The organism is Paenibacillus sp. ATY16 (genome assembly GCF_003399985.2).
Lineage (GTDB): Bacteria > Bacillota > Bacilli > Paenibacillales > Paenibacillaceae > Pristimantibacillus > Pristimantibacillus glycanilyticus.
Genome location: NZ_NMOK02000027.1, coordinates 18,910 through 34,086 on the forward strand (window position 1 = coordinate 18,910; position 15,177 = coordinate 34,086).

Here is a 15,177-nt window from a genome sequence, read left to right on the forward strand (position 1 = left end):
GAGATGAGAAATGATGAACGGATTGAAACGTATAGCGGATGCCGTGAGCGGCAAACGGGGACGATGGATCACTTTGGTGCTGTGGATTGTTATTGTAGGTCTTGCCAATGCCTTTCTGCCGTCGTCGAGCGATCATAAAGACGATGCCGCAGCCAATCTTGTGAGCAGCGCCCCGTCCGTGCAGGCCGATGCCTTAAACGAGCATAACGGCATTCCGGCTATTATCGCCTGGCATAGAGACGCGGGTCTCACCGACGAGGATCTTGGCCAGATCCAGGCTTTATCCAAGAAGCTGGCGGATGAACCGCTGCCGCAGCAGACGGAGCTGCCGCCGCTTCACGAAATGCCGCTTCCGGCATTAAAAGCGATGGTGTCGGAAGACGGCACGACCATCCTGCAGACCGTTGTATTCGACAAGAACGCTTCCTCCGACGATCTGAAGATCAGCCTGGAGCAGCTGCAGGCCGACGCGGACGGCATTTTTCCATCCAAGCCGTTTGACGCCGCCCTGAGCGAAGAAGGCCTTGTCGGCCGGATTACCGGACCCGCCGGTATCGGCGTGGACGCCACCTCGCTTTTCAAGGACGCGGACGTGTCCCTGTTAATCGCAACAACGCTGCTTGTACTCGTTATTCTTTTATTCATTTACCGCTCGCCTATCCTTGCGCTTATTCCGCTGGTCGCGGTTGGCTTCGCTTACGGCTTGACCGGTCCGATTCTCGGCTGGATGGCAGACGAAGGCTGGATCACCTATGATTCGCAGGGTTTATCGATCATGACCGTGCTGCTCTTCGGCGCAGGAACGGACTACTGTCTCTTCCTCATTGCCCGCTTCCGCAGCGTGCTGACGGAGGAGTCCAATAAAAAGCAAGCCCTGCTCAAAGCACTGGGCGATTCCGGCGGCGCCATTACGATGAGCGGCTTGACCGTAGTGATGTCGCTGCTTGCGCTGCTGCTGGCGGAATACGGCGCGATTCACCGGTTCGCGGTGCCTTTCAGCTTGTCCATCCTCATTATGATGATCGCAAGCCTGACGCTTGTACCGGCATTGCTTGCCATTCTCGGCCGCGCCTCCTTCTATCCGTTCGTACCGCGTACGCCGGAAATGCAGGCTGCCCGCGCCGCGCGCAAAAACAAACCGCTGCCCGCGCCAAAGACCAGGCCGGCCTTTGGCATCCGGTTGGGCGAAGCTATTGTGAAACGTCCCAAGACCATCGCGATTTCCACATTAATCGTGCTTGGCATAACGGCAGCTTTTTCGACTCAAATCAAATTTACGTACGACACGCTGTCCTCCTTCCCGAAGGATATGCCTTCGCGCGAAGGCTTCGATTTAATCGGCGATCATTTTTCCAAGGGAAGCCTGGCGAAGGTACAGGTGCTGGTGAAAACCGATGGCAAGAACCTTCCGCTTGATCAGAAGCTCGGAGAACTGGCGAATATCAGCAGCGTCTCGGAACCTGCGGCGAATACGAAGGATTCAAGCATCGTCTCCTATAACGTTGAGCTGGCGATGAATCCGTATTCGATTGAAGCGCTCGACATGATACCGGTGATCCGCTCTGCCGCGGAACAATCGCTATCGGACGCCGGCATTACGGATGCCGCGGATAAAGTATGGATTGCGGGCGCGACTGCCGAGCAGTACGATACCCGTCATGAAACAACGAATGATGCGTATCGAATCATTCCCGTCATTATCGGGATGATCGCTTTACTCTTGCTGCTCTACCTGCGTTCGTTCGTGGCGATGCTGTACTTGATGGGCACCGTGCTGCTCTCCTACTTCAGCGCCTTGGGCATAGGCTGGCTTGTCGTCCATTACCTGTTCGGCGCCGAAGCGATTCAAGGTCTGATTCCGCTGTACGCCTTCGTCTTCCTGGTTGCCTTGGGCGAAGACTACAACATCTTTATGGTGTCGAGCATTTGGAAAAAGAGCAAAACGATGCCGCTTAACCGCGCTATCGTAGAAGGCGTTGCACAGACCGGCGGCGTTATTACTTCCGCGGGCATCATTCTGGCGGGTACCTTCGCCGTGCTCGCAACGCTGCCGATTCAGGTGCTGGTGCAGTTCGGCACGGTGACGGCTATCGGCGTTCTGCTCGATACGTTTATCGTCCGCTCCTTCCTCGTGCCGGCGCTGACGGTATGGATCGGCAAATGGGTATTCTGGCCGTCGAAGCAAAGAGCCGCTTCCGTTAAGGAAGTGGAGTTGTAACCCGCCCAGGCCGGCGGTGGCGCCTTCCGCTTAACAATGCGCGACATCGTTAAGCTAGCAGCTGAGGTTACTTTTAACGTGCTTAACGATGCGCCGCATCGTTAAGCTGGCCCAATCTGCTCCTTTCCGCGCGATTCCAGCCAATATTCCATTCCTTAACGATGCGCGGCATCGTTAAGACCATTAATAAAACAAACAGAGACGACCCCGCCATGCCTTCCGGCTGGCGGGGTCGTCTCTGTTTATCATCGCGGCTACGTTGTGCCAAACGTAACGCCAAGCTCGATGAGCCAACGGCGGTAGGCGACGGACAGCGAGTCCGCCTTATGATTCAGCTCTAGCTGGAGGTCGAGCGGCAGCAATTCCGGCTTCTGTGTTTCGATAATCCACTTATCCTGCTCGAATACGGTGTCTTGGAAGTTGATGAACTGCTCATCCGGCACGTCGAAGCCGTAATTCCGGGAGACGGACATGTAGACGAGACATTCCTTCTCCTCGACCGGGAGCACCGTCAACAGGATCCACAGCGTCTGCCCTGTAGCCGCATCGCGTTTGGACAGCCGGGCCGCAAGCGGGCGGAACACTTCCTTCACGTATACATACGTCGTGCCTTCCTCCATCTCGGAGCCGGAATGGGCTACGGGCTGGAAGATCGGAACATCCCCGGTATAGACGCGTCCAGGCTCCTTATACACCTTAAAGTCCGGCAGCTCCGCATAGTCCGGGTGACCAAGCAGACCACCGTGCACAAACATCAGATGGGCAAAATCCGTAAAATTCTCGATCACGCGGGTTCCCGCCGCATGCACCGCGTAAGGCCCGCATGGAAGCGGACGGTATTCGGGATTTTCGAACTCTTCCAAATACGGCAGCTCGCTTGTCGGCTCTCCCAGGCAAACCCATACGAGACCATACTTTTCAACGGCCTGGTACTTGGTCGCTTTCGCCCGCAGCGGAATTTTGTCCGTCTTCGCCTGAGCCGGGATACATACGCATGCGCCGCTGCCGTCATACTTCCAGCCGTGGTAAGGGCAGACCAGTGTCTCCCCTTCCACTCTCCCCTTCGACAGCATGGCACCGCGGTGGATGCACAAGTCGCGCAGCGCATAGACCTGGCCGCTTGCCGCACGGAATACGGCCACCCGCTCGCCCAATACGATAACGGAGACAGGCTCTTCCTTAAGGTCTTTCGCAATAAATACGGGATGCCATTCGTTAAGCAATACGGTATCTTTCACGGTTGCTGTCAGCATATGAGCCACTCTCCTTGTTATTGGTTGCCGATGACTTTCTCGCCGGATTTCAAAGATTCAACAATGGCATTAATCTTGTCCATAATATCCTTCGAGATTTTATCCTCGAAGCTATGGAATGGAGCCAGATATATCGCGCCGTCCTTAACGCCAAGGAGCTGGGATTCGGCCTTCATCTCGCCTTTTTGAATACGCTCCACGACGACCTTCATCGCTTCCGGATAATCCTGAATGACACTGGTGACAACCGTATCCGGACCGTTTGGATTCTGGTCCTGGTTCGAGCCGATGGCCAATACGCCTTTTTGCTGCGCAGCCTCGATTCCTCCGAGTCCGGCCTGGTTCGCATTGGTCATCACGACATCGGCTCCTTTCTCGATAAAGGAGATCGCGGTTTCCTTCGCTTTGGCTACATCGCTGTCGCCGCCCATCATCGTAGACAGCACTTTAATAGAAGGAACCGTCTCCTTCGCGCCAAGCTCAAAGCCCTTCACCGAATTTGTGATTGGAGGGATATCGGAGCCGCCGATTGCCGCAACCGTGCCCGACTTCGACATCAGGGCCGCAATCGAGCCCATCAGGTAACCTTGCTCGCTGTTGTTCAAGCTGAGGGAAGTGAGGTTAGGCTCTTGCGAAACGGTCGAGCTGTTGACGAGAAACCAGGTATCCTTGTAATCGGGAGCGATATCCTTCATAATGTCGCCGTACTCAAAGCCGTGACCGATAATAACGTCGTAACCGTCATCGGCATAACCGCGGATAAATTCAGCCGCATCGGAGTTGCTTACTTTCTCGGAATAAGCCGTCTCCGCGCCAAGCTCTTCCTTGATCTTCATCAGTCCGGCGTATGCCGTTGCGTTCCAGCCGTTGTCATTGACCGGACCCGGGGTGAGCAAGGCCACCTTCAAGCTTTTGCCGCCGCTGCCTGATGTCCCGGCATTCCCCGATTCACCGCTGTTCACCGCTTTATTGCTTCCGCAGGCCGCCAACACAATCATCAACGCACACACGCCTAATACCGCCATCGATTTCGCCCATTTCCCCATTCTCATCCTAACCCCTCCAAATTGGAATGATATGTCCCCCTCTATATGGCAAAAGAAGCATTTGGCCGGATCCCCGCCATCAACTGGCCGATGCGACCCCTATCCGCGCTTTCTCTATCCATCGTGCCTAGCAGTTCACCCTTGTACAGCACCGCAATGCGGTCCGACAGCGCCATTACCTCCTCCAGCTCCGTCGAGATAAGCAGAATGGAGCAGCCTTGCTCACTAGCTTCAAGCAGCCGCTTGTGGACGTATTCCGCCGCCCCGACATCCATTCCGCGCGTAGGCTGCATCGCGACGATAACCTTCGGATTCAGCATCAGCTCACGGGCCAGAATCACCTTCTGCTGATTACCTCCGGACAGTCTGCCGACCGGAACCGAGGCGCCGGAGGTCTTAATCGCGAAGCTCTTGATCTGCTCCTCCGCGCATTCCCGCATCCTCCTTCTGCTGATGATGCCGCCCTTGCTGAATCTGCGCTTCCGGTATTCCTTCGCGATCAGATTCTCCTCCACGCTCATCTGAAGCATAAGCCCTTCCTTATGCCGGTCCTCGGGGATATAAGCGACCCCCTTCTCCTTCATGCTTCGAGGCTGCTGGCGCTGCAGCGTCTCTCCATCCAGCTCGATGATTCCCGCATCCTTGGGACGAAGTCCGAACAGCACCTCGCTCAGCTCGCGCTGCCCGTTGCCGTCTACGCCGGCTATGCCAAGAATCTCTCCCTCCCGGATGCGAAAAGAGATATCCTTAAGGACCGGTACGCCGCTTTCGCTGGCGTGGAGCCCCGTCACCTTCAGACGGTCCCTCTGACTAACGACGCCTGCCTTCCGGACCGGAGCGGCAGCATCTCGCCCGACCATCATGCGTGCGAGATCGGCCGGCGTTATGCCGTCAAGACTATGCGTGCCGATCAGCCTGCCAAGCCGGAGCACGGTTACGCGATCGCAAATCTCCCGAATCTCCTGAAGCTTGTGGCTGATGAAAATAATCGTCTTCCCCTGCTCCTTAAGCGTCCGCAGCACCCGGAACAAATCCTTCACCTCCGAAGGTGTCAGCACCGCCGTCGGCTCATCCAGAATAATAAACTCGGCGCCACGAAGCAGCGTCTTGATGATTTCCACGCGCTGCTGCTGACCGACCGACAGGTCGCTAACCTTCGCTTCTGGCCGAACATCCAGACCAAAGCGGTCCGACAGCTCCCGAATCTCCGCGCAAGCCTTCTTAAAGCGAAAGAACGGGCTGCGATCCTGCTTCAATCCAAGGAGCACGTTTTCCGCGACCGTCAGCGCCGGAATGAGCATAAAATGCTGATGCACCATCCCAATCCCCGCGCTGCCCGCCTCACGGGGCGATGCAAACCGGACCGGCTTGCCCTTGTACAGAATCTCGCCTTCGTCGGGCTCCAGCATGCCCGAGAGCATGTTCATAAGCGTGCTTTTGCCGGCACCGTTCTCGCCGAGAAGAGCATGAATCTCGCCCTGCCGAATGGCGAGATTCAACCGGTCATTCGCCACAAAGGAACCAAAGCGCTTCACTAAACCTCGGATTTCCATAATCGGCTCCATAAGCTTCCCTCCTAACCGTTCCGGTCTGCGAGACTTTTATAAGCAGCGGCCGTGGCGGCAGGCTGCTTGCTCTTGCCCGAGAACCAAGCGAGCGCCACCATCGTCAGCAGATAAGGAAACATGAGCATGAACTGGTACGGAATCTTAATTCCAAGCGATTGAAACCTTAACTGCAGGGCATCCGCCCCGCCAAACAAGAGAGAAGCTCCCATCGTGCCAAGCGGCGTCCATTTGCCGAAAATAACCGCCGACAAGGCGATAAAACCACGGCCTGCCACCATGTTCTCCGTAAATTGATTCAGTATGCCAAGCGATAACGAGCACCCGGCTACGCCAGCCAGCATCCCGCCAATCAGGCAGCAGATATATCGGATGCGGTGAACGCGTACGCCAAGCGTATCGGCGGCCAGCGGATTTTCCCCTACCGCCCTAACCCGGAGTCCCCAATTGGTCTTGTAGAAAATAAACGCGGCAGCCGGCACCAGCAAGTAAGAAGCATACGCAAGCACATTCTGATCAAACAACGCTTCCCCGACATACGGAATGTCGCTCAGCAGCGGAATCCGCAGGCTGGGAATCCCGTTCACCCGCACCGCCTCCTGCCCCATCCCAAGCAGGCTCCGGCCAAATACCGTTGTTATGCCTAAACCGAATAAATTAAGCGCCGTCCCGATCACAACTTGATCCGCCCCTGTCGTAATCACGAGAAAACCGAACAGCAGTCCGACCAGCCCGGTCGCGACAATGGCAAACCCTACGCCTGCTGCCGCACTGCCGAAATAATACGCGCCAACGACACCGGACAATGCGCCAATCAGAACCATGCCCTCCATTCCGATGTTCAGAATCCCGCTCCTCGACATGAACAGAATGCCAAGCGCGGCGAGCAGCAGCGGAACCGACAGGCGAATGGCGGAAGCCAAATAGCTGACAATCACTTCCTCGCTCATCTTGATCCCTCCCCTTTGTTCACGTTGAGAGCCGTCTCCCGCGCCGCTTGCACAACCTTCAACTCTTCAGGACGGCTGTCGCCGCCGAATCGGGCCGCAAGCGAAGCGATCAGCCGCCGCTTCCATCCGCCGAACCAGTACCGGTTGCATACAACCAGCACAATGATCGTGGCCTGAATAACGTATACAAGCGAGGTCGAGGTACCCGTCATCCGCTGCATCGCATTGGCCCCGCTCCGCAATCCGCCAAACAGAATAGCCGAGCCGATATTGCCAAGCGGATGCGCCCCGCCGACCAACGAGACAGCGATGCCGTCATAGCCGTAGCCGGGCGAAAAGTTCTGGAAGAGACGGTTCTGCACGCCGGCTATTTCCACGTAACCCCCGATTCCGGCAATCGCTCCGCTGACCATCATGACGAGCAGCATATTGCGGCTAACCGGAATGCCCATAACCTTCGTGGCCTGTTTGTTGAAGCCGACTGACCGGATTTCATAGCCCCAGACCGTCCTGTTCAAGACAACGTACAGAATGACCGCCAGAGCAACCGCCAGCACAAAGCCGTAATGCAGCCTGGAGTCAAGCAGCCTCGCAAGCAGCGCCGATTCAGGGAGCCTCGCGGACTGCGGAAGCGTACCGGACGGATCCTTCATCGGACCGGTTACCATGTAGCTGACCAAGTAGATTCCCATATAATTGAGCATGATGGTGTTGATAATCTCGCTGGCGCCTTTGAATATTTTGAGCGCCCCGGCAATACCCGCCCAGACCGCGCCTCCAGCCGCACCGGCCGCAATGCAGAGAGGCAGATGCGCAAAGCCAGGAAGACCCGGGACATATAGCGCAGCCATCGTACCGGTCATCGCTCCGATATAGATCTGGCCTTCCGCGCCGATGTTGAACAAGCCGCTCCGGTAAGCGAACGTGTAGCATAGACCGGCGAACAAGAGCGGAGTTGCCTTGACCAGCGTTTCCTTCACGCTGTTCGCGTCGCCGGCAGCGCCGTCCCAGATAAGACGGTACGCCTCCAGCGGCGATACGCCCGCCGCCGCCATAACCAAACCCCCGGCGAGCAGAGCGACAAGCACTGCTCCGGCGTAAAACAGAACCTCGACCACGGCTTTCACCCATCGTTCCGCCTTTTCGTTAACGCTCCTTGCTTCACTCATGAAGACCGCTCCTCCGCCTTCTTTATTCCACTACGTTAAATACCGGATAAGCCGTGCCCAGCCTCTGCCGCAGCACATCGACCCTTGCCTGCGCCCTTCGAATAATTTCTTCTTCGTCCACCAGCGTGCATTTGCCGCGATGAACGACAAGCTGACCGTTCACAAAAACCGAATCCACGTCATTGCCGTTTGCGTTATACACAATGGCCGAGCTGACCCGGTGAATGGGCGCGATATGCGCCTTCTGCAGATCAATGATCACGACATCCGCTTTTTTCCCCGGCTCCAGGCTGCCAAGCTCCCGCTCTCTCCCAACGGCCTTGGCCCCGTTGATCGTCCCCATCTTCAGCACCTGCATAGGCGGCAGCAGCGTTGAATCGAGCTGATCCACCTTATGCAGGCAGGCCGTGAACTTCAGTACTTCAAGATTATCCTGGCAGTTATTGCTGCCGGGACCGTCCGTCCCCAGGGCCACATTAATGCCTTGCTCCAGCATCTCGGGCACGCGCGCTACGCCGGAAGCGAGATACATATTGGAAACCGGGCAATGAATTACGGTAGCCTCATTCTTCTTCAGTAAATCCAGCTCCTTATCATCCAGCCAGACGCCGTGGACGACCTGCGTATGCTTGCCGAGCAGGCCCACCGCTTCAACCAGTTCCAAATTCCGAAGCCCGAAACGTTCCATCGTATTGTCGATCTGGTCCTTCGTTTCCGCGACGTGAAGGTGCGTAATCAGCTTGTTCCGCTCGCTGTAATCAGCCGCCTGCCTCAGGAAGCTCTCCGAGCAGCCGTATAAATTAAGCGGGCCAAGCGCAATGGAGATCCGGCCTTCGGCCGCTCCCTGCCAGCGATCAAGCAGAACATCCGTACGGCCGAATATTTGCTCAATCGTTTCGCTAAGCCTTGGCTCGTAGCTGAGATCAACGCCTCCCCTGGCCATATGACCGCGAATGCCCGACTCCTGCATGGCCTTCAGGACACCGTCATCATTGCCGGCATGAGTGTGAACATAGTGGTGGTCCATAATGTAGGTGGCGCCCGACTTCAAATTCTCAATGCAGCCGATCATGGCAGCCAGATAGAAATCCTCTTCCTCCATAGCTAGAGATGCCGGCCATATGATTTGCCGAAGCCATTGCGCCAGCGGCAAATCATCGGAAACGCCCCTAATAAAGGTCTGGAACAAATGGGTGTGCCCGTTCACCAGTCCGGGAATGACGGCCTTCCCCTGCGCATCCAGCAACATATCCACCTGCCGGAGAAGCTCATCCTTCGAGCCGTCTGCCGGCCACTCTCCCACCTCCGAAATAAGATCCCCCTCCATGAGAACATAACCATTAGGGATCACCCGCATCTCCTCATTCATCGTGATGACGGTCCCGTTACGAATCAGCTGCTTTTTCACACCGATCACACCCTCATGTAAGTTGATTAACCCGCAATTTGAAGTTTTCGCAACCATTCCGTATGTTTATGGTTTCGTATGTAATGTTTTATGACATGATTATATGAGCGCCCTAGCAGTGCGTCAACCACATCGTAACTAAAAAAGGGCTTATCTGGACTGTTTTGTCATTTTCTATAGACCAATTTGGTTACTAATGTTATATTAACTGACATAAAAACAACCAAATTCGAAACCAATACCTGACATTTATCTCGCACAAAGTAGCTTAACGTGAAATTTTATCGAAGAGGAGTGGCCTCATGCATTTACCGCACTTGGATGACACAGATCAGGAAATTATCCGCCTGCTGCACGATAACGGACGGATGTCGTACGCCAAGATCGGCGAGCTTCTCAATTTATCCAGAGTCGCGATCCAGAAGCGCGTGGATGCGATGGTGAATAACGGAATTATCGAGAACTTTACCGTACGGTTAAACACAACCAAGCTTGGCAAATCCATCTCCGCTTTTTTCGAAGTTGAGGTTGAGCCTCGATTCGTAGAGCAAGCCGGGGCACTGTTATCGGAGGAACCGGAAGTGATCAGCATCTATCAGATGACGGGACCAAGCTCGCTGCATATGCATGCGCTGCTGAAGGACGAGGAGGCGCTGGAGCATTTTTTGTTCAAAAAAATCTATGTGCTTGAAGGGATCGTAAACGTCAACACCCATATGGTTATCAAACGCTTTAAGCAAGGAACGGGGCTTGAGCTGTAGGCAGCAAAAAAAGCCTCGGTTCCGACTGGACCGAGGCTTCTCGCTATTTTTTCAAATGGTAAGGCACGGTGGTGATGATGACATCCTTGCGGTACAGCAGCTGGGCACGAAGCATCAGGCTCGTTTGGTTATGCAAAATGTTGTGCCAGCCCTTCTTCGGAATAAACTGCGGAATAATGACGGTTACCTGGTAATTGTTCTCGCTCGCCTTGCGCTGCACGGTATCAATAAACTTAAAGAGCGGATTCGTAATCGACCGGTACGGAGAATGCAAAGTTACGAGCCGGACATCCGGCATGAACTTCTCCCACTTCTCTTCGAAGACCGCCTCATCCTCTTTCTCGAAAGGAACATAAACGGCAATAATCTGTTCGGCCTTCAGCGACTTGGCATACATAATCGAATGCTCAACCACATGCGTAATCCCCGATACCGGCAAAATCATTACGTTGCCTACGATCGGCATCACGGGTTCGCAGGTCGCCAGGCGAAGCTGCTCGCCAACCGCTTCATAGTGCTTCTTGATCCGGTGGAACACGAAAATAATGAGCGGCAGGAAAATCAGAATCGACCATACCTGCTCGAACTTCGTCAGGAAGAACATCATCGTTACGATAAAGCTGATCAAGGCGCCAATCGAGTTAATGATGAACTTGCCAACCCAGCCCTTCGGCCTTTGGCGGAACCATTTGACCAACATCCCCGTCTGCGACAGAGTGAACGGGATAAATACGCCAACCGCGTACAGCGGAATGAGATGCTCGGTCTTGCCCTGGAACGCCACGATCAGGATGATGGACAGAACCCCCAAGCTGATAATGCCGTTCGAGTAACCGAGACGGTCACCTCGTGCCGTAAACATTCTCGGGATGAATTTATCCTTCGCCAGGTTAACCGCAAGCAGCGGGAAGGCGGAATAACCGGTGTTGGCCGCCAGGATCAAGATAAGGGCCGTTGTACCCTGGATAAAATAATACATCGTATGACGTCCGAATATCCCCTCGGCAATCTGCGATACAACCGTCACGTCTTCCTTCGGAGAGACGCCGTAGTAGTAAGCAAGGAACACGATGCCGGAGAACAGGATCGAGAGCAGGGCGCCCATCGCTAATAACGTCTTGGCCGCATTATTCGGCGCCGGATCCTTAAAGTTCGGGATGGCATTCGAAATCGCTTCAACCCCGGTCAGGGCCGAGCTGCCGGATGCAAACGCACGGAGCAGCAGGAACAGGCTGATGCCCGCAACCGGCGTGCCTAACGAAGTGTGAAGCGTAGGGGATACGTCGCCTGCAGCGATTCTATACAAGCCTACAAGGACCATGACAACAATCGCCAGCACAAACAAGTAAACGGGATAAGCAAGGATAGACGCCGATTCCGTCACGCCCCGCAGGTTTAATATCGTAATAAAAAGGACAAACAGGATAGAGATTAGTACCGAATGCTCGTGCAGGCTTGGAAAAGCGGACGTGATCGCGTCCGTACCCGCCGACACGCTTACCGCTACGGTCAATATATAATCGACCAACAGGGCGCCGCCGGATATGAGGCCCGGGAATACACCGAGATTTTCTTTCGATACGACATAAGCTCCCCCGCCATGCGGGTAGGCAAATATGATTTGCCGGTAAGACAGGATAAGTGCCGTTAATAAGACCAGCACCCCGACACCAATCGGAATCGAATACCAAAACGCCGCTGCGCTAACGGTCATCAAGACGAGCAAAATCTGCTCTGGCCCGTATGCAACGGATGATAAGGCATCCGAGGACAGGATCGCAAGCGCCTTCGTCTTAATGAGCTTCTGTTCCCCTAATTCCGTGGACTTGAGGGGACGCCCGATCAGTAATCTTTTGATAAGAGTAAACACACAGGTCACCGCCAACGTTGAAGTTAAACATCTAATACCTGGATACTTGGCTACTCAAACACTTATCAGTGCTAATGTAACCACTTTTGCTTTTTTCTACGCACAGAAAAAAACCGCAGAGTATCCTCCCGCGGCCCGTAAATAACCGAAGTTCACCCTCTCTATCAACGCTTACAAGGTTAGCTGACGGATTCGGGCGTTTAGAGTCGCCCTACAGCTTGCTGCCGCAATCCTATAATGCGGCCGGCATGCCGATTCACCCCGGCGACAAGCATGCACTCTCCTGCCTATCGCAATTGGTTCCCCTGCTCTCCGTTTCTAACGGAAACTCAGCGAATATGAACATATGAAGTTTTGCAGATTTGATCATAGACCCGTTCCCCCATTTCTGTAAACTGCGATATAAACGCGAAAAAGGGCAGATTAGTCTGTTTTCCATTCATGAATGCGGATACATAATTGGCTGGCTCTCGGAATGTCCCAAATAAACCGCCATGCTTCCTTTTACCGTGCAATCGGTAGATAATCCCTGATATAACAGTGGAGATTGGCTATTACCTGACGGGCATGCTCTATTAAAGTCGCTGTAAGCAAAAAAAGCGCGAACCTGCCTGTGGCCGGCTTGCGCTTTTTTGTTTTTATTTCGTAAGGCGGAACGATTTCGCTTCCGCATCGCGGCTGTTAGGGCCTACAAAGACATGGAATTCGCCTGCATCGCTCTTCAATTGCAGATCCGCATGGTAATAACGAAGCTGCTCCTCGGTAATCTCGAACGTCACCGTCCTCGTCTCGCCCGGCTGGATAGCGAGCTTGCGGAAGCCCTTCAGCTCCTTCAGCGGAAGGACAACCTCGCCGGCAAGATCGCGTACGTATAGCTGGACAACCTCTTCGCCGGCAGAAGCTCCCGAGTTTGTCACGTCAACCGATACCCGAAGCGTATCTCCTGCGTTCATAACGTCCGTCGATAGGGTGGCCTCGCTGTACGAGAAGCTCGTATAGCTCAGACCGTAGCCAAACGGCAGAAGCGGCGCATTCGGCATGTCCAGATATTTCGAGACGTAACGCTCATTCGCATTCTGAGGCGTAAGAGGACGTCCGGTATTGTAGTTGTTGTAGTACACCGGGACTTGGCCAACGGAATAAGGGAAAGACATGGTCAGACGTCCTGACGGGTTCACGTCGCCGAACAGCACATCCGCGATCGCATTGCCGCCTTCCGTACCCGGGAACCAAACCTCGAGCAGCGCATCCGCCTCTTCGATAACGCCATGCAGGTCAAGCGGTCTGCCGTTGAACAGCACCACCACGATTGGCTTGCCAAGCGGCTTCAGCTTCCGAATAAGCTCTAGCTGCGCCTCTGGCAGACGGATGTCGCCGCGGCTTCCCGCTTCCCCGCTCATCTCGGAGCTTTCGCCCAGCGCCAGTACGATTACGTCGGCTTGCGATGCCGCTGCGACCGCTTCCTGAAGCTGCTCCTCGGTCACGGTGTCGATGTCGGAGCCTTTCGCTACCGCAACGATATCCGCAGCCTTATGGGCAGATAGACCCGCATGCAGCTGCACCGTTTCCTCTTGCTTGCCCCAGATCGACCAAGGGCCTAGAATATCCCCGCTTTCCGCAAACGGTCCGATAAGCGCAAGCTTTTGCCCGCTGCGGAGAGGAAGCGCCTGCTGTTCGTTCTTCAGCAGCACGAAGGACTTGGCCGCGATCTCGCGTGCCGCAGCCCGGTGGTCGGGCGATAGCAGCACTTCCTTCTCCCGTTCTTCGCTTGCGGCGCGGTACGGGTTCTCGAAGAGACCCAGCTTGTCCTTCAGCTTCAGAATACGGAGCACAGACTCGTCAATCAGCTTGACATCCACTTCGCCTGCTTCCACAAGCTCCTTCAAATGGTTCGCATAGTGGGAGGTCATCATTTCCATATCGACGCCGGCTTCAATCGCCTTCAGCGCGGCTTCCTTGCCGTCCGCCGCAACGCCATGCGGAATCATCTCGCCTACCGCGCCCCAGTCAGAGATCAGCATGCCGTCAAAGCCCCACTCGTCGCGAAGCAGGTTCCGCATCAGCCACTTGTTGCCGGTGGCCGGGATGCCGTCAACCGTGTTGAAGGCCGTCATCACCATCTCGCAGCCCTCGTCCAGCGCGGCTTTATAAGCCGGCAGATAGGACTCGCGAAGCTGTCTTTCCGACATGTTGACGGTGTTGTAATCGCGTCCGCCTTCCGCTGCGCCGTAAGCGGCAAAATGCTTCACGCATGCGGCAACGCGGTCCATATCGCCTGCCAGGTCATCGCCTTGGAAGCCGCGGACGAAGGCACGCGCATATTCGCTGTTCAGGTATGGATCTTCGCCTGTCGACTCCATCACACGGCCCCAACGCGGGTCGCGGACGAGATCCACCATCGGCGCAAACGTCACGTGGATGCCCGTAACGGCCGATTCCTTCGCTGCAATCGCGGCGCTTTTTTCCGCCAGCTCCAGGTCCCAGGTACTGCCGATCGCCAGCGTCACCGGGAAAATCGTACGGTAGCCGTGGATAATATCCGCCATAAGAAGCAGAGGAATGCCAAGGCGGCTGTTCTCCATGTATTTTTTCTGCAGAGCTATCGTTTCCTTCGCGCCTACGGCACTCAGCACGGATCCTGCATTGTTCACCATATTTTCCGTAACGCCCATCCAGGCCAGCGGACCCGTCAGGTTAGCGTCATCTTCGCTGAGAAAATTAGGAGTAAGCTGCATCAGCTGAAAAATCTTTTCTTCCAGCGTCATTTGCTCAAGTAGAGCTGTCATTGATTGTTTCGTCACGTGGACAAACCCTCCATTTGAATCGGATGATTTCTTGTTCTCTTCCATTATACCGATTGCCGCCGGACAGCAATATGTCGGGAATAGCCGAAAAACTCTACAATCTGGCTGTGTGCTGCTGAACTGATGAGTTTGG

Annotated in this window: 10 protein-coding genes and 1 riboswitch; of the genes, 2 read left to right on the top strand and 8 right to left on the bottom strand. The window is 55.0% G+C overall.

The genetic code is table 11. The features are described 5' to 3' along the window. Positions 1-13: 13 nt before the first annotated feature. Complete coding sequence (locus CFI03_RS17835) at positions 14-2,218, top strand: MMPL family transporter (protein ID WP_248758297.1); 2,205 nt, start codon at positions 14-16, stop codon at positions 2,216-2,218. A 254-nt stretch (positions 2,219-2,472) separates the two neighbouring features. Here the strand turns inward: CFI03_RS17835 and CFI03_RS17840 are convergent, their stop codons facing one another. From CFI03_RS17840 to CFI03_RS17865, 6 genes are read right to left on the bottom strand one after another with little or no spacing between them, the layout of a single operon-like run. Further along, a complete protein-coding gene (locus CFI03_RS17840; protein ID WP_201007397.1) occupies positions 2,473-3,471 on the bottom strand; it encodes an aromatic ring-hydroxylating oxygenase subunit alpha in 999 nt (332 codons plus the stop codon). A gap of 17 nt (positions 3,472-3,488) precedes the next feature. After that, entirely contained in the window at positions 3,489-4,523 is a 1,035-nt protein-coding gene (locus CFI03_RS17845; RefSeq protein ID WP_248758268.1) for a BMP family protein, read from the bottom strand. A 35-nt stretch (positions 4,524-4,558) separates the two neighbouring features. Continuing rightward, positions 4,559-6,082 (bottom strand): ABC transporter ATP-binding protein, encoded by a 1,524-nt coding sequence (locus tag CFI03_RS17850; RefSeq protein WP_248758269.1) that lies wholly within the window; start codon positions 6,080-6,082, stop codon positions 4,559-4,561. Positions 6,083-6,093: 11 nt separating this feature from the next. Further along, entirely contained in the window at positions 6,094-7,032 is a 939-nt protein-coding gene (locus CFI03_RS17855; RefSeq protein WP_248758270.1) for an ABC transporter permease, read from the bottom strand. Then, a complete protein-coding gene (locus CFI03_RS17860) occupies positions 7,029-8,201 on the bottom strand; it encodes an ABC transporter permease (RefSeq protein ID WP_248758271.1) in 1,173 nt (390 codons plus the stop codon). The genes CFI03_RS17855 and CFI03_RS17860 overlap by 4 nt, the downstream gene beginning before the upstream one ends. A 22-nt stretch (positions 8,202-8,223) precedes the next feature. After that, entirely contained in the window at positions 8,224-9,609 is a 1,386-nt protein-coding gene (locus CFI03_RS17865; protein ID WP_248758272.1) for an amidohydrolase family protein, read from the bottom strand. 302 nt (positions 9,610-9,911) lie between these two features. Here CFI03_RS17865 and CFI03_RS17870 point away from each other — a divergent pair, with 302 nt between their 5' ends. Continuing rightward, positions 9,912-10,370 carry an Lrp/AsnC family transcriptional regulator gene (locus CFI03_RS17870; protein ID WP_248758273.1) on the top strand — a complete coding sequence of 153 codons (459 nt, stop codon included), beginning with the start codon at positions 9,912-9,914 and terminating at the stop codon, positions 10,368-10,370. A 43-nt stretch (positions 10,371-10,413) separates the two neighbouring features. Here CFI03_RS17870 and CFI03_RS17875 read toward each other — a convergent pair whose 3' ends face one another. Together CFI03_RS17875 and bglX are read right to left on the bottom strand one after the other, a co-directional pair. Beyond that, positions 10,414-12,240: an APC family permease gene (locus CFI03_RS17875; protein ID WP_248758274.1), complete on the bottom strand. Its 1,827-nt coding sequence runs from the start codon at positions 12,238-12,240 to the stop codon at positions 10,414-10,416. Between the two features lie 152 nt (positions 12,241-12,392). After that, a riboswitch (cyclic di-AMP (ydaO/yuaA leader) is annotated at positions 12,393-12,585 on the bottom strand. A 293-nt stretch (positions 12,586-12,878) separates the two neighbouring features. Then, the gene (gene bglX / locus CFI03_RS17880) at positions 12,879-15,041 is read right to left on the bottom strand and encodes a beta-glucosidase BglX (RefSeq protein ID WP_248758275.1); all 2,163 of its coding nucleotides are present in this window, start codon (positions 15,039-15,041) and stop codon (positions 12,879-12,881) included. Positions 15,042-15,177 lie beyond the last annotated feature (136 nt).